The organism is Sciscionella marina DSM 45152, from assembly GCF_000379465.1.
GTDB lineage: Bacteria > Actinomycetota > Actinomycetes > Mycobacteriales > Pseudonocardiaceae > Sciscionella > Sciscionella marina.
In genome coordinates this window covers 951023-972400 of record NZ_KB905380.1, presented here as the reverse complement: position 1 = coordinate 972400, position 21378 = coordinate 951023, and the positions used below count along the sequence as shown (strand labels likewise).

Below are 21378 nucleotides of genomic sequence, written 5' to 3'. Positions count from 1 at the left end.
ATAGAGGAGGTGTGGATGGCGACCACATACGAGCTCTCGCATTTGGATGTGCTCGAATGCGAAGCGGTGCACATTCTGCGCGAGGTCGAGGCCACCCTCGAACGCCCGGCGCTGTTGTTCTCCGGTGGCAAGGACTCGGCGGTCATGCTGCACGTCGCGGTCAAGGCGTTCTGGCCCGCGCCTGTCCCATTCCCGCTGTTGCACGTGGACACCGGGCACAACTTCGACGAGGTCCTGGAATTCCGCGACCGCACGGTGGAACGTACCGGGACCCGGCTGCTCGTGGCCGGTGTGCAGGACGATATCGACGCGGGGCGGGTTGTCGAGGACGAGCGGTCCGGGCGCAACCGGCTGCAGACCACCACGTTGTTGCGGGCGATCGGGGAGCACCGGCTCGGCGCGGTGTTCGGCGGGGCACGCAGGGACGAGGAGAAGGCGCGCGCCAAGGAGCGGGTGTACAGCTTCCGGGACGAGTTCGGGCAGTGGGATCCGCGCGCGCAGCGGCCCGAGCTGTGGAACCTCTACAACGGAAGGCACCGGGATGGCGAGCACATCCGGGTGTTTCCGCTGTCCAACTGGACCGAGCTGAACATCTGGCAGTACATCGAGCGCGAGGGGATCGAACTGCCCTCGCTCTACTACGCGCACCAGCGCAGCGTGTTCGCTCACGACGGGATGCTGCTGGCGCACACCAGGCACAGCACGCCGCGCGCGGGTGAGGAGCCGTTCACCGCGACCGTGCGGTTCCGCACTGTCGGCGACGCGACCTGCACCGGTTGCGTGGCCTCGCGGGCGGCGACCCCGGCCGAGGTCATCGCGGAGACCGTGGCGAGCAGGGAAAGTGAGCGCGGGGCGACCCGGGCCGATGACCGGATCTCCGACACCGGAATGGAAGACCGCAAGAAAGCCGGGTACTTCTGATGACAGCTGTGCTGGCCCGATCGCTCCTTTCTTGCGCTGCGACGTCGACTCGGCTTCTCACTCGTTCCGGGTCTCGGTCGATCGGCGCTTTCGCGGATTCGCTCGTTGGCGCTCGCTACGATGCTCGGAAAGGACCGCTCTCATGACTGAGCTGCTGCGACTGGCCACGGCGGGCAGCGTGGACGACGGGAAATCCACGCTGATCGGGCGGCTGCTCTACGACACCAAGACGATCCTGACCGATCAGCTCGCCGCGGTGGAACGCACCAGCAAGGAGCGCGGGGAACAGGGGCCGGACCTCGCCCTGCTCACCGACGGGCTGCGCGCCGAACGCGAGCAGGGCATCACGATCGACGTGGCCTACCGGTATTTCGCCACGCCGAACCGGAAGTTCATCATCGCCGACACCCCGGGGCACGTGCAGCATACGCGCAACATGGTCACCGGGGCCTCCACCGCGCAGGTCGCGGTGATCCTGGTGGACGCGCGCGCCGGGGTGCTCGAACAGTCCCGGCGGCACGCCTTCCTCGCCAGCCTGCTCGGCATCCGCCACCTGGTGGTGTGCGTGAACAAGATGGACCTGGTGGACTTCTCCCAGGCCCGGTTCGCCGAGATCCGGGACACCTTCCGCGGGTTCGCCGCCAAGCTCGACGTGCAGGACATCGCGTTCGTCCCGATCTCCGCGCTGCACGGGGACAATGTGGTCAGCCCGAGCCCGAGCATGCCGTGGTTCGAGGGCACTCCGCTGCTCGGTCATCTCGAACAGGTGCACGTCGCCTCCGACCGCAACCTCATCGATGTGCGGTTCCCGGTACAGCGGGTGATCCGCTGGCAGGCGACCGGATTCCGTGGCTATGCCGGAACCGTGGCCGGCGGGGTGCTCAAACCCGGTGACGAGGTCGTGGTGCAGCCATCCGGGGCGAGCTCGCGGATCACCGAGATCCTGGCCCCCGGCGGAACCCCGGTCTCCGAGGCGTTCCCGCCTGCCGCGGTGACCGTGCGACTGGCCGACGAGCTCGACATCAGCCGGGGCGACATGCTGTGCCGCCCGGGAAACCGCGCGAGCGTGGGCCAGGACATCGACGCGATGGTGTGCTGGCTGACCGAGGACGCCGAACTCCGCGCCGGGGCCAGCTACGAGATCCGGCACACAACGGCCACCACGCGGGCGCGGATCGACCGGGTGGACTACCGGCTGGATGTGAACTCGCTGCACCGCGAGCAGGACGTGGATTCCTTGCGGCTCAACGAGATCGGCCGCATCCGGCTGCGCACCGCCAGCCCGCTGCTTTTCGACGGGTACCGGCGCAACCGGGACACGGGAAGCTTCATCCTGGTCGACGAGTCCACGAACAACACCGTCGGGGCCGGGCTGATCGGCGGCGCGGCCGAGACCGGGCCGGAGGTGGTCTGGCAGCGCACCGCGGTGGAGCGCGCCGAACGCGGGGCGCGCGGTGCCACGGTCTGGCTCACCGGCCTCTCCGCGTCCGGGAAGTCCGCGATCGCGGTGGAACTGGAGCGTCGCCTGGTCGCCCAGGGCCGGATGGCCTACCTGCTCGACGGGGACAATGTGCGGCACGGGCTCAATGCCGATCTCGGTTTCGCCGCTGCCGACCGGGACGAGAACGTGCGCCGGGTCGGCGAGGTCGCCGCGCTGTTCGCGGACGCGGGCGTGATCGCGATCGCCTCGCTGATCAGCCCGTACGCGCAGGCCCGCGAACAGGCGAGGCAGGCGCATCTGCGGGCCGGACTGCGGTTCGTCGAGGTGTTCGTGGACACCCCGCTCGAGGTGTGCGAGGCGCGGGATCCCAAGGGCATGTACCGGCGCGCGCGGGCCGGGGAGATCAGCGGGTTCACCGGTATCGACGACCCCTATGAGCCGCCGGAGTTCCCGGATCTGGTGCTGCGCCCCGCGGACGGTGACCCGTCCGCGATGGCCGAGGCGATCGCGGCGCTGATCGGTGGTTGAGGCGATGCTGGACTACCCGTTCAACGCCAGCGAAGGCCTCGCGATCGCCGAACGCTATCGCGAGGTGCAGGCCGAACCGGGACTGGTGCGGGTGCGGATGCCCTACGGTGAACCCGGCTGGCTGGTGACCCGCTATGCCGAGGCGCGCGCCGTGCTCGGGGATCCGCGCTTCTCCCGGGCCGAGGCGCTGCGCAGGGATCCGCCGAGCACCCAGCCGGCGCGGGCGAACAAGGGCCTGCTGACCATGGACGCGCCGGGGCACACCAGGCTGCGCAGGCTCGCCGCCAAGGCGTTCACCCCGAAGCGCGTGGAGCAGCTGCGGCCGTGGCTGCGGGACTACGTCGGAGAACTGCTCGATGCGATGATCCAGGCGGGCCCGCCCGCGGAACTCGTCGGGGCGCTGGCCCTCCCACTGCCGGTGGGGGTGATCTGTGAACTGCTCGGTGTGCCGGTGCAGGATCGGGAACGGTTCCGGCGCTGGAGCGATGACGCGCTGTCCACCAGCGGCCTGACCACCGAGCAGTGGCTGGCCAGCCGCGCCGAGCTGGAGGACTACCTTGCCGGGCTGATCGCCGCGCACCGCGAGCGACCGCGCGATGACCTGATGAGCGCGTTCATCGAGGCGCGCGAGGACGAGGACCGGCTCACCGAGGACGAGATGATCGGGCTGTGCGCCGGGATCCTCATCGCCGGGCACGAGACCACGGCCACCCAGATCCCGAACTTCGTCTCGGTGCTGCTCGGCGAGCGCGAGCAGTGGGAGCAGCTGTGCGCCGATCCGGAACTGATCCCCGCGGCCGTCGAGGAACTGATGCGCTTCGTTCCCCTTGGCACCAGCGGGAATTCGGCCCGCTACGCCACCGAGGACGTAGTGGTGGGGGAGACGAGGGTGCGCGCGGGAGAACCGGTCGTAGTCGCGGTCTCCGCGGCGAACCGGGACCGCGGCTGGTTCTCCGATGCCGACCGGCTCGACCTGGACCGTGCCGAAGGCGGGCACCTCGGGTTCGGGCACGGCGCGCATTTCTGTCTCGGCGCCGCGCTGGCCAGAGCGGAGCTGCAGGTTGCCCTGCACGGTCTGACGACCCGGCTTCCCGGGCTGCGGCTGGCCGGAGAGATCACCTGGAAATCGGGGCTCATCGTGCGTGGGCCGAGTGCACTAGCCGTGGAGTGGTAGGGACATATGCGATTCGGAATCACCCAGTTCACCAGTGATCGCGGCCCGGCGCCCGCGGTCGTGGCCCACGCTGCCGAGGAGGCGGGCTTCGACATCTTCTCGGTGCCTGAGCACACGCACATCCCGGTGCGCAGGGAGGCCGCGCATCCGGGCACCGGAACCTCGGAGCTGCCCGACGACCGGTATCTGCGCACCCTGGACCCGTGGGTGGCGCTCGGCACGGCGGCCGCGGTGACCACCAAGATCCGGCTCGGCACCGCGGTGGCGCTGCCGGTCGAGCACGACCCGATCACCCTGGCCAAGTCCATCGCCACCCTCGACCATCTCAGCGGTGGCCGGGTGGTGCTCGGCGCGGGATTCGGCTGGAACACCGATGAGCTCGGCGACCACCACGTTCCCCCGGGCAAACGGCGCACCGTGCTGCGCGAGTACCTGGAGGCGATGCGGGCGCTGTGGACCCAGGAGGAGGCCGGTTACGCGGGCGAGTACGTGAGCTTCGGACCGAGCTGGGCCTGGCCGAAACCGGTGCAGGACACGGTTCCCGTGCTGATCGGGGCCGGTGGCACGGATCGCACCTTCACCTGGATCGCGCGGCACGCGGACGGCTGGATGACCACCCCGTTCGAGTCCGAGCTCGAGGACAAGATCGCCGCGCTGTCCCGGGTCTGGCGCAGCGAAGGCCGTTCCGGGGTGCCGGAGATCACTGTGCTTGCCGGGAAACCGGACGGGTTGGAGCGGTTGGCTGAGCTCGGGGTCACCGAGGTGGCGTTCGGGATCCCGGATCGCAGCGAGGCGGAGGTGCTCAGTTACCTGGAGCGGTTGGCCGGGAAGCTCACCACGCTCCGTTGAAGGTCACTGTCGCTGATTTCTCCGTTGCCGCGTTGTCTCGGATCTGGCGCGGCGAGGGTCGTTCCGGTGTGTCGGACGTAGCGGGGTCGAGGTGCCCTGTCATCTGGAGCGACTGGCGGGGAAGCTCACCAGCTACCGCTGATTTCTCCGTCACCGAGCAGTAGTTGCACGGTCAGCTCGAGGCGGGTGGTCACATCCCGGGCGGAGGCGCGCCTGGTCACCCAGGACACCAGGTTGGACAGCCAGACATCGGAGACGATCCGGATCACCACGCGGTCCCGCTCGGTCAGTTCCTCGTCCCCGCGCACCGCGTGGCTGAACATCGACTCGAGCGCCTGGCCGACCTCGTCGATCTCCGCGGCCGCCGAGGTGTCCGCGAACATGAATGCCCGGGTGACCGCCTCGGTGAGCAGCGGATCGCGCTGCAGTGATTTGGTGACCCTGCCGAGCAGGTAGAGCAGTCGTTCCGCGGCGGTTTCCCCGGGAATGGTGCGGCGGGAGAACCTGGCCTGGGCGCTGGCGAATTCCCGGCCGAGGCTGGACACGAGCAGATGGATCTTGGAAGGGAAGTAGCGGTAGAGGGTGCCGAGCGCCACACCGGCGTCATCGGCGACCGCGCGCATCTGCACCGCGTCGTACCCGCCCTTGGAGGCCAGGCCGATCGTCGCGTCCAGGATGCGTTCCCTGCGCTGTTGCTGCGCGGTGGTCCGCGTCGTCCGTGCCGTCTTCACCGGCTGCGCCAGCTGTTGTTCGGACATTCTCCATCTCCCTCGGTCACTCCCTCAGGTCATCATATTGGAACAAGTTCCCATTTGTCGCCTCGGGCTGCCTTCGATATACGTGCAGATTTGTATGTAATCTTCCCTCCAAGACTGAAACATGTTCTACTTATGGGCGTGCAGTCCGGCGTTACGATCCCGATCACTGAGGAACACCATGCGCTCGCCGAGGCGATCACGTCCTTCGCCTCGGCCGCGAAGGTGCGCGAAACCGTACGGGAACAGGCCGATGGCGGTAGCCAGGCCTGGCGCAAGCACTGGCCGGGGCTCGCCGAGCTCGGTGTGCTCGGCATCGCGGTGGACCCCGCGCGCGGCGGGGGCGGTGGCGAACTGCTCGACCTCGCGGTGGCCGCGGAAGCCTGCGCAGCCGAACTCGTACCCGGACCGCTGCTGCCGAGCCTGCTGGCCTCCGTGCTGCTGGGCGATCACCCGCAGGCAAGCGAGCTGGCTGCCGGACGCGCGCGGTTCGCCGTAGCGGACGGGTTCCACCTGGAGAACGGGCGGATTTCCGGTACCGCGACCGTGCTCGGCGCCGAGGAAGGCGGCATGCTGCTCGCCGGAACCGGCGCGGATTGGTTCCTCGTGGACGGCGCGCGGGCACGGATCACCGCACGCGAAGCGCTCGACCCGTCCGTCCCGGTCGCCCGGGTGAGCCTGGATGCCGTGGAAGGCGAACGGCTCACCCCGGGCGGGGACGCCGAACTGCGCGGGGACGCCGAACTGATCACCGCGGTGCTCGTGGCCGCCGAGTGCGCGGGCATCACCGGCTGGTGCCTGCGCACCGCCGCGGAGTACGCGAAGACCCGCGAACAGTTCGGCAAACCCATCGGGAGCTTCCAGGCGGTCAAACTGCTGTGCGCGGATCTGTTGTGCGCCAAAGAAACCACCGGGGCACTCGCCTGGGATGCCGCGCTGAGCGGGGAAGCATTGCCCGCGGCCGCGGCCTGCGCCGCCGGACTGGAGCACGCGGTCGCCGCGGCGAAGGGATGTATCCAGGTGCTCGGCGGGATCGGCTACACCTGGGAACACGACGCGCACCTGTACCTGCGCCGCGCGCTCGCCCTGCGGCAGTGGTTCTCCCGCACGGGCAATCAGCGGGTGGCCCGGCTCGCCCTGGAGGGGCGCCGGCGTTCCGCGCGGGACCGGGGCGCGGCGGATCCGGAAACCAGGGCACGCATCGCGGAGATCGCCGGACTGGCCGAACCGGAACAGCGACGCGCGCTCGCCGAGGCGGGCCTGATCATGCCGCACTATCCGCGGCCCTACGGACTCGAGGCGGACGCCACGACCCAGCTGGCGATCGACGCCGAACTGGACGCCGCCGGGATCGCCCGGCCGAACCTGGTCGTGGGCGCCTGGGCGCTGCCGACCATCCTCGGTTTCGGCACGGCGGAACAGTGTGAACGGTTCATCGCGCCGACTCTGCGCGGCGATCTCGTGTGGTGCCAGCTGTTCAGCGAGCCGGAGGCGGGATCCGATCTGGCCGGCCTGCGCACCGGCGCGAAACGGGTGGACGGCGGCTGGGAACTGTCCGGGCAGAAGGTGTGGACCTCGATGGCGGCGACCGCGGACTGGGCGATCTGCCTGGCCCGCACCGATCCGGAAGCCCCGAAGCACAAGGGGATCACCTACTTCCTCGTGGACATGCGCACCTCCGGGATCACCGTGCGGCCGTTGCGCGAGATCACCGGGGATGCGTTGTTCAACGAGGTGTTCCTGGACGGCGTCTTCGTCCCGGACGACTGCGTGGTCGGCGCGGTGAACGGGGGCTGGAAACTGGCGCGGGCGACCCTGGCCAATGAACGGGTCGCGCTGTCCGCCAATGCCTCTTTCGACGCCGATCTGGAACGTGTGCTGAGCATGGCCGGTGCGGATCCGGACGGGGCCCAGCCGGATGGGGAAGTGCTTGCCCGGATCGGTGAACTGGTGTGCAGCGGGCTCGCGGTACGGGCACTGGACGCGCGCGGGGCGGCACTGCGGCTCGCCGGTCGCCAGCCGGGCGCCGAATCGGCGGTGGCCAAACTGGTCGGGGTCGAGCACCGGCAGCGGACCGCGGACGCCGCGCTGTCGCTGTGCGGGCCCGAGGGCGCGCTCACCGACGGTCAGGCCCGGGAACTGTCCACGGAATTGTTGCGCAGCAGGGCGTTGAGCATTGCGGGTGGCAGTACCCAGGTTCTCGGGGTGCACGTGGTCGAGCGCCTGCTCGGCCTGCCACGCGGCTGAACGGTATCCGAGCTAAGAGTGGGAGGTTGCGGCTTGCGTTTCGAACTCGATGCCGATCAGCGCGCGCTGGTCGAGCTCGCCGAGGAAGTGCTGCGCCGGGAAGAGGGCAATCCGGCGCACATCTGGAAGGCGCTGGTCGATGCGGGCGTGCTCGGTGCGGTGCTACCGGAGCAGCACGGTGGCTCGGGCCTCGGCGTGTTCGAGGCCGGGCTGCTCGCGCAGGCCATCGCCCGCGCGGGAGCGGATGTGCCCGTTTTCGGCTCGCTGTTCCTCGCCGCGTTACCGCTCGCCGCGCAGGCCGGTGCAGCGCAGCCGGAAGAACTGGATCCGTTGCCGCGCAGCGTGATCGAGGACGGCGCGATCCTCACCGCGGCCATCGGGGAACCCTCGACGCCGTTCCCGGTGCAGCCGCGCACCGTGACCCGCGCCGAAGGCGACCGGTTGCGGGTGCGTGGCACCAAGATCAACGTGCCCGAGCTGGACCAGGCCGCCCGGCTGCTGATCACCGTGACCCACGAGGGCGCGCCCGCGGTGGTGCTCGTGGACGCGAACGGCGAGGGGGTGCGCCCCGGGCCGCGTGGTTCGCTGCACCTCGAGGACGCCCCGGTGGTCCGGGTGCTCGGCGGCGCGGAACTGCTGCGTTCGGTGCACGAGCACGCCCTGGCCGGAGCGGCCGCGCTCGCCGACGGGGCTCTGGCCGGGGCGCTCGACCTGACCGTGACACACATCGGGACCCGGGAGCAGTTCGGCCGCCCGATCGCCACCTTCCAGGCCGCTGCGGCCCAGGTCGCCGATGTCTATATCGCCGCGCGCGCCATGCACCTGATCGCCTTCTCGGCCTGCTGGCGGCTGGGCAACGGACTCGCCGCGGCGACCGATCTGGCCGCCGCGGGCTACTGGCTGGCCGCGCGCACCGTCGAGGCCGTGCACACCTGCCACCATCTGCACGGCGGTATCGGCGTGGACATGGACTACCCGCTGCACCGCTACTACGGGAAACTCACCACGCTGACCGGATTCCTCGGCGGGGGATCGGCGGCGACCGAGGCGATCGGCGGGCTGGCCGGGGCGGAACCGGTCGTCGAACGCCGGGAACCCGGACCCGGGGTGGAACTGGAACTCTCGCCGAAGCAACAGGAACTGCGCGCCGAACTGCGTGCCTATCTCGCCACGCTGATCACCCCGGAGCAGCGCGAGCAGCTGCGCGTGCAGCGGCACGGCGATGCGCACCGCGAGGTCGTGCGCCGCCTCGGTGCCGACGGGTGGCTCGGGGTCGGCTGGCCGCCCGAGTACGGCGGCCGCGGGGTCGACCCGATCGAACAGGCGATCTTCGTCAACGAGGCCGCACGCGCCGATGTGCAACTGCCCTCGGTGACCCTGCAGACGGTCGCGCCGACCCTGCTCGCGAACGGAACCGAGGAACAGCGCGAGTTCTTCCTGCCGAAGATCCTCGCCGGGCAACTGCATTTCGCCATCGGGTACAGCGAACCCGAGGCGGGGACCGACCTGGCCTCGCTGCGCACCACCGCGGTGCGGGACGGGGACGAGTACGTGATCAACGGGCAGAAGATGTTCACCACCGGGGTGCACGAGGCGGACTACATCTGGCTGGCCGTGCGCACCGACCGGGAAGCCCCGAAACACAAGGGGATCTCGGTGCTGATCGTGGACACCCGCGATCCCGGGTTCAGCCACACTCCGATCATCACCTGCGACGGCGCGCACCACGTGAACGCCTGCTACTTCAACGATGTGCGGGTTCCGGTGAACCGCCTGGTCGGCGAGGAGAACAAGGGCTGGCGGCTGATCACCACACAGCTCAACCACGAGCGCGTGATGCTCGGCCCGCACGGGTATGTCGGTGCGCAGTACGACCGGGTGCGGGACTGGGCGCTCGCGCGCGGGCTGCTCGGGGAACCCGATGTGCGCGCCGGTCTCGGTGAGGTGCTCGCCGTGCTGCGCATCAACGAACTGCTCAACTGGCAGGTGGCCGCCTCGCATGACGGTTCGGTCGGGGATGCCTGTGCCACCAAGGTGTTCGGCTCGACCGAGATGCAGCGGGTCGGCCGGCTGCTCAACCAGATCCTGGCCCGGCACGGTGATCCGGGTGACCCGGAGACCGCCGAGCTCGCCGCCTGGCTGGACATGATGGCGCGGCGCAATCTGGTGCTGACCTTCGGCGGCGGGGTGAACGAGGTGCAGCGGGAACTGATCGCCCAGTTCGGGCTCGGGCTGCCGCGGGTGCCGCGATGAGTGAGCAAGGGAGGAATCGAGCCATCGATACCGAAGAGTGGATCCGCCGCCGGGCCGAGGAGATCGCGGCCGCCGGGCGCAGCGCCCCGCGGCAGGCGCGCGATCCGGTGAACACCGCGATGATCAACAACTGGACCGAGGCTTTCAGCGATGCGGATCCGCGCTACGCGCCGGGACCGGACACGGTCGCCCCGCCGGGCATGATCCAGGCCTGGACCATGGCTGGCTTGCACGGGGCACGTGCCACCGACGATCCGCTCGGGCACATCATCGCGGCGCTCGACGAGGCCGGGTACACCTCCATCGTGGCCACGAACTCCGATCAGACCTATCACCGTTACCTCCGCGTCGGCGAGCGGGTGAGTTCGGCGACCGAGCTGACCGAGGTGGTCGGGCCGAAGCGGACCGCGCTCGGCGAGGGCTGGTTCGTCACCACGAAAACGAGGTGGACGGTGGAGGGCGAACCGGTCGGCGAGATGCGTTTCCGGGTGCTCAAGTTCCGCCCGGGCAGCGCGGGAACAGACGACGTGGAGACCGGGAATCACCCGGACATCATCGATGCCCGGGAGCGTTCCGCGGGCACCATGCGGCCTCCGGTCTCGAAGGACACCGAGTTCTTCTGGGAGGGCACGAAGAACGCGGAACTGCGCATCCAGCGGTTCGGCACCGAACTGCGTCACCCGCCCGGAGCGATGGGGCGCGAGCAGCCGGACGCGGAACCGGACTGGATCCGCAGTACCGGAAAGGGAACGGTGTACAGCTATGTGGTGCACCACCACCCCAAGGTTCCCGGGCGCGCGACCCCGTTCGTGGTCGCGCTCGTCGATCTGGAGGAAGGTGTGCGGATGATGGGCGAGCTCATCGATGTGGACCCGGACACGGTCCACATCGGACAACAGGTCGAGGTGGTCTTCCTCCGGGTCACCGATGATCTGGTGCTCCCGGCATGGAGGCCGCGGTCATGATCGGGACGACACTGCCCGCACTGCGCGTCGAGGTCACCCCGACCGTGGTGATCAGCACCGCGCTCGCGACGAGGGACTTCCAGGATGTGCACCATGACCGGGATGCCGCCGTGCAGCGCGGTTCGAAGGACATCTTCCTCAACATCCTCACCACCACCGGGCTCGTGCAGCGGTTCGTCACCGACTGGGGCGGCCGGAACTGCCTGGTGCGCGGGGTTTCCATCAAGCTCGGGGTGCCCTGCTACGCCGGGGACACCCTGACGATCACCGGTTCGGTCCAGGAATCGGTGCAGGAAGCGGGGGAGGAGCAATACGTGGTCGCGGTGAGCGGGACCTGCGGTCTCGGCGAACACGTGCGCGGCACGGTGCGGTTCGCGATGGAGGAGGCGGAATGACCAAGGGTTGGCCGGGAGATGGGCATGAAGCCGACCGGGTGCGGGTGTCCCGCAAAACGCCGGACGGCACTGCGGGAGGCCAGGCATGACTGACGCGTCAATCGTGGGAATCGGGGCCACCGAGTTCTCCAAGGAATCCGGGCGCAGCGAACTGCGTCTTGCCTGCGAGGCGATCCGTTCCGCGCTGGGCGATGCCGGGCTCGAACCGTCCGATGTGGACGGTGTGGTGCGGTTCGGCATGGACACCAGTGACGAGATCGCCGTCGCCCGTGAACTCGGCATGGGGGATCTGCGGTTCTTCAGCCGGATCGGTTACGGCGGCGGGGCGGCCTGCGCGATCGTGCAGCAGGCGGTGCTGGCCGTCGCGGGCGGGGCCGCGGATGTCGTGGTGTGCTACCGCGCGTTCAACGAGCGCTCCGGGCACCGGTTCGGCCAGGTTTCCACCGGTGCGGTGGCCGCACCGAGCAGTGCGGGCGTGGACAACGGCTGGCATTACCCGTTCGGGATCGCCACCCCCGCGGCGACCGTGGCCATGGTGGCCCGCCGTTACCTGCACGAATACGGCGCCACGAGCGAGGACTTCGGGCGGATCGCGGTACTCGACCGCAAACACGCCGCCACCAACCCGAACGCCTGGTTCTACGGCAAGCCGATCACCCTCGCCGAGCACCAGGAATCCCGGATGATCGCGGATCCGCTGCGGTTGTTCGACTGCTGCCAGGAGACCGACGGCGGTATCGCGCTGGTGATCACCTCGGCCGAACGGGCCAGGGATCTCGCCGCGCCCCCGGTGCGGATCGCCGCGGCCGCCCAGGGCAGCGGACCCGACCAGTATACGATGACCAGCTACTACCGCGAGGACATCGCGGCACTGCCGGAGATGTCGGTCGTCGGGCGCCAGCTCTGGGACAGTTCCGGGCTGCGGCCCGAGGACATGGGCGCGATCGTGCTCTACGACCATTTCACTCCGTACACCCTGCTGCAGCTCGAAGAACTGGGCTTCTGCGGACGCGGCGAGGCACCGGCCCTGGTGGCCTCCGGTGAGCTCGAACTGACCGGGCGCTGGCCGCTGAACCCACACGGTGGCCAGCTCGGCGAGGCTTATCTGCACGGGGTGAACGGGATCGCCGAGGCGGTGCGCCAGTTGCGCGGCACCGCGGTCAACCAGATCACCGATCCCGGCCATGTGCTGGTCACCGCGGGAACCGGAGTGCCGACCTCGGGCCTGATCCTGGGCGCTGCCTGAGTTGTCAGCGCAGCTCAGCTCTCAGCCGGTGCGCAGGGCGGCGATTCGGGCTTCGGTGCCGCGCGTCCCGGTGAGCGGGACACGGCCCCAGAGTCCGAGATAGAGCTGTTCGCCCCTGCCGTGCAGCAGTACGTCGGGATCGAGATCCGTGTCCACGGCGCGGACCTCGCCGTTCTCGATCGCGCGGTGCCATCGCGCACCCTCGTCCGCGCGCACCAGTGACTCGTGGGCAAGGCAACGCGGCCAGAACCGCAACCGGGCGGGCTTTTTGGACCAGTTCCACACCCGCGTCTGCGGGTCGAGGGTACGCAGCCGGTGCAGCAGTGCGCTGGTCTGTTCGCCCGCCCGGTCGCACACCTCGGCGTCCCCGCGCAGTTCGGCGCCGGTGAACTCGGCTTCCGGGCCGACCGCCTCGATCACCGCGTCCACGAAGGAGGCCACGTTTCCCATGTGGTGCACCGGATGGCGGAGCTGCCATCCGGGACAGCAGGGCACATCCACGTGTTCGTCGCCCGCCGAGATCTCGAACAGGGCTCCCGCCCAGGTCTCGGTGAGCCACAGGTAGTCCGCGTCGGTCGGGCCCGGGTCCGACACTCTCAGTCGTAGCGGATGTGCACTTCCTCGGTGAGCGGGAGCGATTGACAGGCCAGGATGATGCCCTCGTCCAGGTCCTCCTGTTCGAGGATCTCGTTGTTCAGCATCTTCACCTCACCACCGACCAGGCGGCAGGCGCAGGTGCTGCACCGGCCCTCGCGGCAGGAGTAGGGCGCGTCCAATCCGTTGTCCAGCAGGGTGTCCAGCAGTTTGGTGCCCTCGGGCCATTCGATCTCGCTGTCCGTGTCGTCCAGGTTCACGAACACCTTCGCCGCCGCGCCGCCTCCGGGTTCCGGGCGGAGGAACGGGTTGTCCTGGTGCGAGAGGTATTCTTCGACGTGCACGGTGTCCGCGGGCCAGGACAGTGCGGTGGCGGTCTCCCGCATGACCCGCATGAAGCCCTCGGGCCCGCAGTAGTAGAGCCGCCGTCCGCGGTGCTCGCCGAGCAGCGCGGTCAGCGCCTCGGCGGTCGGCAGCCCGCGTTCGGATTCGTGCCAGTGCACGAGTTCCAGGCGGTCGTGGCGCTCGGCGAGCTCGGTGAGCGCCTGGCCGAAGATGGTCCGCTCGGCGTCCGGGTTGGCGTAGAGCAGGAAGACCCGGCCGCTGCCGTGTTCGAGCACGGTGCGCAGGATGGAGTACACCGGGGTGATCCCGCTGCCCGCCGCGGCGAGCACGATGTCCTCGTCGAGGGCAGCGGGGGTGAACGTGCCGCCGGGGGCAAGCACCTCGATCTGGGAACCGGGGCGCAGCGCGCACATCCATTCCGAGCCCGGTCCCATCCGCTTCACCGTGACCTGGGGCCGCTGGGCGCCCTCGGGGTTGGAGAAGGAGTAGGAACGGGCCACGGATTCCCCGCCCGCCAGCCGGATGTGCACCGTGGTGAACTGGCCCGCCCGGTGCGCGAACACCGCGCGGTGCTCCTCGGGCACCTCGAACACGATGGTGTTCGCCTCGGCGGTCTCGGGGATCACCTCGGCCACGGTGAGCAGGAAACTACGCGTCACGCCCGTACCTCGCTCGGTCCCTCGAAGCTCGGATCTTCGATGCCGGGCTTGTCGATACCGGGTTTCTCCACGAACAGCCCGTCGTCCGCGGCGGCCTCGATGCTGGCCCGCAGCCATTCGCAACCGGGTTGTTCCTCCCGGTTGAACGCCTGGCAGACCCGGTCCGGGTCCTGGGTCCACTGCACACTGGTGTGCTTGGGGCTGCGTTTCCCGGCGAGCACCACGGCCGCGCACCGCATGCAGGCGATCTCGCGCAGACCGCCGTACAGGTACTCCGTGCGTTCCGCCTCGGTCTGCCCGGGCTCCCCGGCCGCCGTCTGCGGTTTGGCCCACCGCCCGCCGCTCATGCTTCGGCTTTCTCGCGTTCCGCGCGCAGCGCCAGGTTCTCCGCGACCTCGGCCTCCCACACCTCGTTCGCCCGTGTGGTGTCCACTTCGAACTCGAACCGGTTGGTCATTTCCCCGGAGATGTCCTCGACGTCCACATAGAACTGTTCGTACCAGCGGCGCAACTGGTAGACCGGGCCGTCCTCCTCGCACAGCAGCGGATTGTCGATCTTGGTCTTGTTCTCCCAGATCTCCACATCCTGGAGGAATCCGTCACCGAAGTTCTTGTGCAGCTTCTGCCCGAGGATCTGGATGTGCTCGGGCTCCATCCCGGGAAAGCCCTTCGCGGCCAGGCCCCACTGCAGCATGAAGGAGTCCTCGGTGATCGGGTAATGGCAGTTGATGAGCACGCACTCGATCTCATGGCCGTTCATGGCCGGCCACAACCAGTTGACCATGTACGAAGGACCGAAGTAGGTGGCCTCGGAGCGCAACGTGGAACCCTCGGCCTTCTTCGGGTCCTTCATGTAGTCCGGGCGCGCCTTCGACCGCAGGTACTGGGTCGCCGTGTGCCCGGAGAAGATGTTCGAGAACTGGGTCGGGAAGGCGTGGTGCACGTAGAAGAAGTGCGCCACGTCGGCGACGTTGTCGATGACCTCGCGGCAGTTCGATCCGCTGATCACCCGCTGGTCCCAGATCCAGTCGCTCCACTGCTCGGTGTTCACTCCGGGGATCTCCGGGATCGCCTGCTCCGGGATCGGCGGATTGCCCTGCGGATCGTTCCACACGAACAGCTGTCCGTTCTGTTCGCTGGTCGGCCAGCCGCGGGTACGCGCGCGCAGCGGAACCCGCTTGGCGTAGGGGATCCCGGTGCATTTCCCGTTCCCGCCCCAGCGCCAGTCGTGGAACGGGCAGGCGATCGAGTCGCCCTTCACGGTTCCCTGGGTGAGGTCGGCCCCCATGTGCCTGCAGTAGCCGTCGAGCGCGTGCAGTTCCCCGTCCTGCCCGGCCCAGACGACCAGTTTCGTACCGAAAGCCTCGATCGCGTGTGGTTGCCCGTCGCGGAAGGTCTCGGCCAGCCCGAGACAGTGCCAACCGCGGGCGTACCGCGCCGCGGTGGCGCCGGTGTCGATATTGCGCACGCTCATGATTCCTCCGTAACTGTCAGCGAGTGCCCCGCGGCATGCTTGGCCGCGAGGTAGCCGAATGTCATGGCCGGTCCGATGGTGGCTCCCGGACCCGCGTAGCTGCCGCCCATCAGTGCCGCGCTCACATTGCCCGCCGCGTACAGGCCCTCGATCGGCGAACCGTCGGTGCGCAGTACCCGGGCCTGCGCGTCGGTGCGCACCCCGCCCTTGGTGCCGAGGTCGCCGGGCACCAGCTGCACCGCGTAGAACGGCGGGGTGCGCAGCGCGGCGAGCGAGGAGTTCGGCCGGACCCGTGGATCGCTGTAGTACGAATCGTAGTGGCTGGTGCCCCGGCCGAAGTCCTCGTCGACTCCGGACTCGGCGAAGCCGTTGAACCGCTTGACGCTGGCCTCCAGCCGCTCCGCGGGCACCTCGATGGCCTTGGCGAGCTCACCGATGCTGCTCGCGCGCTGGACCACCCCGGAGGCGAGCCATTTGCGCGGCAGCGGCTGGCGCGGCGGAAGACCGGCGAAGATGTAGCGATTGCGGTAGCGCTGGTCGAACACCAGCCAGGTGGGCATGTTGCGGGCCGGTCCGCCGGGCTCGCCGTACATCGCGTGCACGGCGTCCACATAGGGTGCCGCCTCGTTGCCGAACCGTTCGCCCGAGCCGTTGACCATGATGCTGCCCGGTAGCGTGCGTTCCGCGAGGCAGAAGTAGGTGCCACCGGCGAACGGGATCGAGGGACCCCACCAGGCCTCCTCGAGCAGTTCGGTGGCCACGTCCAGCTCGGCGTGTTCCAGGCAGGCCAGCAGCCCGTCACCGGTGTTGGACTCCGCGCCGACGGTCCAGTCCCCGCTGATCGGTTCGCGCTGGTGGGTCTTGCGCAGTTCGGCGTTGCGCTCGAACCCGCCGCTGGCCAGCAGTACCCCGCGGCGCGCGGTCAGGGTGACCTCTTCGCCCTCGGAGTCGACCACCACCCCGCGCACCGCGCCGCCGGAGACGACCAGCCTGCGCAGCGGGGTGTTCAGCTCGATGGGGACACCAGCCTGGGCGAGCCCGACCCGCAACCCGGCGGCCAGTGCCCGTCCCATGGTGAGCACCTTGCGCCTGCGCACCCGGGCCCTGGTCATTCGCCCGGCCAGCCGCAGCGCGGTCAGCATCGAGCGCGGGTCCCGCAGGATCAGATTGAGCTTGCGGAAATCGGCCTGGGTCAGCGGGATCGCGTCCTGACCGGCCATATAGGGCTTCTCCAGAGTGCGGCGCAGTTCGCCGAGCACTCCGGAGTCCATGGGAACCGGTTCCACCGAGCGCCCGCCCGGCCGTCCGCCGGGGCCTTCCGGGTAGTAGTCCGAGTACCCGGGGACCCACTGCAGTTTCAGCGGGGTGCGCTCGAGCACCAGGTCCAGCATGGTGGGGCCGTGGTCGAGGTAAGCGTCGATCCGCTCCTGCTCGATCCCGGGGCCCGCGACATGGCGCAGGTAGGCGGCCGCGTCCGCGCGGGTGTCCTGGATCCCGGCCTTGCGCAGTACCGAGTTCCCCGGGATCCATACCCCGCCGCCCGAACGCGCGGTCGAACCGCCGTACCGTCCGTTCTTCTCCACGATCACGGTACGCAAACCCGCTTCGTGGGCGGCGAGTGCCGCCGTCATGCCGGCGCCACCGCTGCCGACGATGATCAGGTCGTACTCCGTGCTGTCCCGCATCCGCACCGCGCCTTCCCGCATTCGCGCCCTGACAGCTCATGGGCCAAATATGGAACATGTTATAGAAACGCCTCGGCGAACGCTATCGCCCGCCGTATATAAGAGGGTAACATCGCGCCGCGAGAAAACTAGAACTTGTTTCACATAAGACTCGAGTCACATCGGTGGTGAAGGAGTGGACGTGGAAGCAGACGTGCTCGTGGTCGGGTTCGGCGCGGCGGGAGCGTGTGCCGCGCTGCAGGCGGCCTCCCAGGGCCTGCGGGTGCTCGCGATCGACCGGTTCACCGGTGGCGGGACCACGGCCATCTCCGGCGGGGTGGTCTACGCGGGTGGTGGGACGAGCGTGCAACGGGCCGCCGGGGTGCGCGATTCGGTCGAGGCGATGGAGGAGTATCTGCGTGCCGAGGTCGGCGAGGCCGTCTCGGCGGAGACACTGCACCGATTCTGTGCCGGTTCGGCCGAGGACATCGACTGGCTCGCCGGGCACGGGGTTCCGTTCGAACCGACGCCCTGTCCATTCAAGACCTCCTATCCGAACGACCGGTACTACCTTTACCACTCCGGAAGCGAACTCGCGCACGATCCGCAGGCGCCCCCGCGCGGGCACCGGGCGCACGCCCCGGGGACATCCGGCAAGGCGCTCTACGCCCCGCTTGCGGCCGCGGCCCGCAAGGCCGGGGTGCGGCTGCGCGGGCAGACCAGGGCGACCGGGCTGATCGTGCGCGACGGCGTGGTGCGCGGGGTGCGCTGCCGCACCCTCGAATCGGCACCCGCGCTCGTGCGCCGTGCCCACCGGGTGCTGGCCGGGTACGCCGCGAAACCCGGCGTCTACGCCCCACCGCTGCGCAGGCGGCTCGGTAAGCTGATCACCGCCCTGGAATCGCGGTACGGCACCGAGGTCGAGCTCACCGCCGGGCACGGGGTGATCCTGGCCAGCGGCACCTTCAACGCGAACCGGCGGATGCTCGGCGAGCACGTGGAGCGCTTCCGGGGTTCGCTTCCGCTGGGCACCATCGCCGACGACGGCAGCTCGGTGCGCCTCGGCGAACAGGCGGGCGCGGCGACCAAGGCGATGGATCGGGTCTCGGTGTGGCGGTTCATCACCCCGCCTTCGGCGTTCACCAAGGGCACGTTGATCGATTCGGCGGGGGAGCTGCTGTGCGGGGCGAACCGCTACGGCGCCGCGATCGGATCCGAGCTGCTGCGCCGCACCGATGGGCGCGGCTGGCTGATCGTGGACGAACCGCTGCTGCGCGAGGCACGCGGGCAGATCCGTGCGGAGGCGGTGTGGTTCCAGCGGATGCAGTTCGAGTTCCTGGTGCGGCGTAAGGGGGTCAGCGCACCGAGCAGGGCCGCGCTCGCGGCGCGGATCGGGGTGGCACCCGAACAGCTTCCGGAGTCCACGCACCCGATGCACGCCTTCGATATCTCGCTGCGCCCGCACCTGCTCTACCCGTGGCCGATGCTCACCCTCGGCGGACTGGCCGTGGACGAGGAAAGCGGTGCGGTGCTGGACGGGCAGGCCCGGCCGATTCCGGGTCTGTTCGCGGCGGGCCGGGCCGCGGCGGGGATCTGCGCACACTCGTACGTCAGCGGGCTCTCGATCGCCGACTGTGTGTTCTCCGGACGCAGGGCGGCACGCGCCGTGGCGACCACCCTGGCCAAAAACTAGAACATGTTCTAGTATTGCCCCATACGATTTGAGGAGATGCGCCAATGGGAGAACTCACCGTCGACGAGGTGCGGACGCGGGTCACCGACCTGCTCGGCGAACTGCGCGAGCGTGCGCAGGAGACCGAGGACCTGCGGAAGGTGCACGACGAGTCGATCAAGTCCTTGGAAGCGGCGGGATTCTTCCTGCTGCTGCAGCCGGCGCGGTATGGCGGACTCGAAGCCGATCCGGTCGAGTTCTACCGCACGGTGACCGATATCGCCAGCGCGTGCGGGAGTACCGGATGGGTCGCCTCGATCCTCGGCCTGCACCCGTGGCACCTGGCCCTGTTCGACGACAAGGCGCAGCGCGAGGTGTGGGGCGAGGACAAGAACGCCCGGATCTCCTCCTCCTATGCGCCGATGGGCAAGGCGAAGATCGTCGAGGGCGGCTACCGGCTCTCCGGACGGTGGAGCTTCTCCTCCGGCTGCGATCACGCCACCTGGGTGTTCCTCGGCGGGCCGGTGCTCGACGAGGAGGGCAACCCGGTCGATTTCTGCACCTATCTGCTGCCGATCGCGGACTACCAGATCATCGATGTGTGGGACACGGTCGGCCTGCGCGGCACCGGTTCCAACGACATCCTGGTCGAGGATGTGTTCGTGCCCGAGCACCGGGTCCTTTCCTTCAAGGACATGGCCCGTTGCTCGGGGCCCGGGCAGGAGGTCAACGAGTCGCCGATCTACCGGCTGCCGTACGGCACGGTGCACCCGAGCTGCATCACCGCGCCGATCATCGGGATGGCGCGCGGGGCCTACGAGGCGCACGTGAGTTACATGGGTGAGCGGGTGCGCGCCGCCTACGCCGGGGAACAGTCCAAAGAGGACCCGTTCGCCAAGGTGCGGATCGCGGAAGCGGCCAGCGAGATCGACGCGGCCTGGCTGCAGCTTTCCCGCAACGTGGACGAGGAACTCGAACTCGTCCGCGCGGGCAAGACGATCCCGATGCCGATGCGTACCCGGGCGCGCCGCGATCAGGTGCGTGGCACCGAGCGGTCCATCGCCGCGATCGACCGGCTGTTCGAGAACTCCGGTGGGCGCGCGCTGCGCAACGGCACCCCGATCCAGCGGTTCTGGCGTGACGCGCATGCCGGACGGGTGCACGCGGCCAACGATCCGGAACGGGCCTATGTCCTGTACGGCACCGGGGAGTTCGGTCTCCCGGTGCGGGATGCGATGGTCTGATGCGCTGGCGACGACCGAGCGAGCATCGGAGCGAGCTCTCGGCGAGCGAGGAGCGGAACGAGGAAGGAGTCGAGCCATGTCACCGATGACAGTGACCCTCGAGGAACTGCGGGCCGGATCCTTCGTCGACCTGCCGAGCGGGCTGCGGCTGCACTATCACCGCGCGGGCGACCCGTCGAATCCGACGGTGGTGCTGCTGCACGGCGGTGGGCCGGGAGTCTCGGCCTGGGTGAACTTCAGCCGCACGATCGGAGCGCTCGCCGAGCAGTACGACGTGCTTGCGATCGATCAGCCCGGATTCGGTGAGTCGGACAAACCGGCCGAGCACGGGCAGTACTTCACGTTCAGCGCGGGCGCGGTGGCCGAATGCCTCACCGAACTCGGGATCGAGCGCGCGCACTTCGTCGGGAACTCCCTCGGCGGCGGCACCGCGGTGCGGTTCGCGCTCGATCACGGCAAGCGCGCGGGCCGTCTGGTGCTGATGGGCCCCGGCGGGTTGAGCATCAACGCCTTCGCCCCGGATCCGACCGAAGGCATCCGGGCGCTGGGCAAGTTCGGCGCCGAACCCACCCGGGAGAACATCGAGAAGTTCCTGCGCTGCATGGTCTTCGACCAGTCGCTGATCACCGAGGAACTCGTCGATGAGCGCTTCGAGGTGGCCAGGCGACCGGAATCGCTGGCCGCGATGGGCGCGATGGGTGCCTCCTTCCGGGATCCGGCGACCGCCGAACAGGGCATGCTCTGGCGTGAGGCGTACAAGCTGCGCCAGCGGGTGCTGCTGATCTGGGGCCGCGAAGACCGGGTCAACCCGCTGGACGGGGCACTGCTCGCACTCAAGACGATTCCGCGCGCGGAGCTGCACGTGTTCCCGCGCTGCGGGCACTGGGCGCAGCTGGAGCGGTTCGCCGAATTCAACCAGCTCGTGACGAATTTCCTGAGCGAGAAAGGGTAA

At 69.2% G+C, this 21378-nt stretch carries 18 protein-coding genes and 1 pseudogene; 13 read left to right on the top strand and 6 right to left on the bottom strand.

Annotated features, from left to right (window positions below; translation table 11 throughout):
• Nucleotides 1–15: 15 nt before the first annotated feature.
• From cysD to A37U_RS0104710, 4 genes are all read left to right on the top strand, one after another.
• Nucleotides 16–921: a sulfate adenylyltransferase subunit CysD gene (gene cysD / locus A37U_RS0104725; RefSeq protein WP_020495466.1), complete on the top strand. Its 906-nt coding sequence runs from the start codon at nt 16–18 to the stop codon at nt 919–921.
• 142 nt (nt 922–1063) lie between these two features.
• On the top strand, nt 1064–2890 hold the full coding sequence (gene cysC, locus A37U_RS0104720; RefSeq protein ID WP_020495465.1) for an adenylyl-sulfate kinase: 1827 nt from the start codon (nt 1064–1066) through the stop codon (nt 2888–2890).
• 4 nt (nt 2891–2894) lie between these two features.
• Nucleotides 2895–4064 (top strand): cytochrome P450, encoded by a 1170-nt coding sequence (locus A37U_RS0104715; RefSeq protein WP_020495464.1) that lies wholly within the window; start codon nt 2895–2897, stop codon nt 4062–4064.
• 6 nt (nt 4065–4070) lie between these two features.
• Nucleotides 4071–4913 carry an LLM class F420-dependent oxidoreductase gene (locus A37U_RS0104710; RefSeq protein WP_020495463.1) on the top strand — a complete coding sequence of 281 codons (843 nt, stop codon included), beginning with the start codon at nt 4071–4073 and terminating at the stop codon, nt 4911–4913.
• A gap of 125 nt (nt 4914–5038) precedes the next feature.
• Here A37U_RS0104710 and kstR read toward each other — a convergent pair whose 3' ends face one another.
• On the bottom strand, nt 5039–5671 hold the full coding sequence (kstR, locus tag A37U_RS0104705; RefSeq protein ID WP_020495462.1) for a cholesterol catabolism transcriptional regulator KstR: 633 nt from the start codon (nt 5669–5671) through the stop codon (nt 5039–5041).
• Nucleotides 5672–5809: 138 nt separating this feature from the next.
• On the opposite strand from kstR, the gene A37U_RS0104700 reads away from it, so the two are divergent.
• The 6 genes and pseudogenes from A37U_RS0104700 to A37U_RS0104680 all read left to right on the top strand — a co-directional run bounded on the left by A37U_RS0104700 (nt 5810) and on the right by A37U_RS0104680 (nt 12774).
• The gene (locus tag A37U_RS0104700) at nt 5810–7915 is read left to right on the top strand and encodes an acyl-CoA dehydrogenase family protein (RefSeq protein WP_240437479.1); all 2106 of its coding nucleotides are present in this window, start codon (nt 5810–5812) and stop codon (nt 7913–7915) included.
• An 18-nt stretch (nt 7916–7933) separates the two neighbouring features.
• Nucleotides 7934–8917: pseudogene (locus A37U_RS53380) on the top strand (acyl-CoA dehydrogenase family protein); the annotation flags it as partial.
• A gap of 105 nt (nt 8918–9022) precedes the next feature.
• Nucleotides 9023–10168 carry an acyl-CoA dehydrogenase family protein gene (locus tag A37U_RS53375; RefSeq protein ID WP_240437497.1) on the top strand — a complete coding sequence of 382 codons (1146 nt, stop codon included), beginning with the start codon at nt 9023–9025 and terminating at the stop codon, nt 10166–10168.
• A complete protein-coding gene (locus tag A37U_RS0104690) occupies nt 10165–11133 on the top strand; it encodes a bifunctional MaoC family dehydratase N-terminal/OB-fold nucleic acid binding domain-containing protein (RefSeq protein ID WP_020495459.1) in 969 nt (322 codons plus the stop codon). The genes A37U_RS53375 and A37U_RS0104690 overlap by 4 nt, the downstream gene beginning before the upstream one ends.
• The gene (locus A37U_RS0104685) at nt 11130–11528 is read left to right on the top strand and encodes a MaoC/PaaZ C-terminal domain-containing protein (RefSeq protein WP_420806215.1); all 399 of its coding nucleotides are present in this window, start codon (nt 11130–11132) and stop codon (nt 11526–11528) included. Before A37U_RS0104690 ends, A37U_RS0104685 begins: the two co-directional genes overlap by 4 nt.
• A gap of 85 nt (nt 11529–11613) precedes the next feature.
• Nucleotides 11614–12774: a lipid-transfer protein gene (locus A37U_RS0104680; RefSeq protein ID WP_026196875.1), complete on the top strand. Its 1161-nt coding sequence runs from the start codon at nt 11614–11616 to the stop codon at nt 12772–12774.
• A 21-nt stretch (nt 12775–12795) separates the two neighbouring features.
• On the opposite strand, the gene A37U_RS0104675 is transcribed toward A37U_RS0104680, so the two are convergent.
• The 5 genes from A37U_RS0104675 to kstD are packed head-to-tail and all read right to left on the bottom strand — an operon-like array spanning nt 12796 to nt 17531.
• Nucleotides 12796–13368, bottom strand: a complete 573-nt coding sequence (locus A37U_RS0104675) for a maleylpyruvate isomerase N-terminal domain-containing protein (protein WP_020495456.1) — start codon at nt 13366–13368, stop codon at nt 12796–12798.
• Between the two features lie 2 nt (nt 13369–13370).
• Nucleotides 13371–14372, bottom strand: a complete 1002-nt coding sequence (locus A37U_RS0104670; RefSeq protein ID WP_020495455.1) for a ferredoxin--NADP reductase — start codon at nt 14370–14372, stop codon at nt 13371–13373.
• Nucleotides 14369–14719 carry a hypothetical protein gene (locus A37U_RS53370; protein WP_020495454.1) on the bottom strand — a complete coding sequence of 117 codons (351 nt, stop codon included), beginning with the start codon at nt 14717–14719 and terminating at the stop codon, nt 14369–14371. The genes A37U_RS0104670 and A37U_RS53370 overlap by 4 nt, the downstream gene beginning before the upstream one ends.
• On the bottom strand, nt 14716–15846 hold the full coding sequence (locus A37U_RS0104660) for a 3-ketosteroid-9-alpha-monooxygenase, oxygenase component (RefSeq protein WP_020495453.1): 1131 nt from the start codon (nt 15844–15846) through the stop codon (nt 14716–14718). Before A37U_RS0104660 ends, A37U_RS53370 begins: the two co-directional genes overlap by 4 nt.
• On the bottom strand, nt 15843–17531 hold the full coding sequence (kstD, locus tag A37U_RS0104655) for a 3-oxosteroid 1-dehydrogenase (RefSeq protein ID WP_026196874.1): 1689 nt from the start codon (nt 17529–17531) through the stop codon (nt 15843–15845). Before kstD ends, A37U_RS0104660 begins: the two co-directional genes overlap by 4 nt.
• A gap of 181 nt (nt 17532–17712) precedes the next feature.
• Between kstD and A37U_RS0104650 the strand changes: the two genes are divergently transcribed.
• From A37U_RS0104650 to hsaD, 3 genes are all read left to right on the top strand, one after another.
• Nucleotides 17713–19203, top strand: coding sequence for an FAD-binding protein (locus A37U_RS0104650; RefSeq protein WP_020495451.1), 1491 nt, complete (start codon nt 17713–17715; stop codon nt 19201–19203).
• A 44-nt stretch (nt 19204–19247) separates the two neighbouring features.
• Complete coding sequence (gene hsaA / locus A37U_RS0104645; RefSeq protein ID WP_020495450.1) at nt 19248–20426, top strand: 3-hydroxy-9,10-secoandrosta-1,3,5(10)-triene-9,17-dione monooxygenase oxygenase subunit; 1179 nt, start codon at nt 19248–19250, stop codon at nt 20424–20426.
• 85 nt (nt 20427–20511) lie between these two features.
• A complete protein-coding gene (gene hsaD, locus A37U_RS0104640) occupies nt 20512–21378 on the top strand; it encodes a 4,5:9,10-diseco-3-hydroxy-5,9,17-trioxoandrosta-1(10),2-diene-4-oate hydrolase (protein WP_040586695.1) in 867 nt (288 codons plus the stop codon).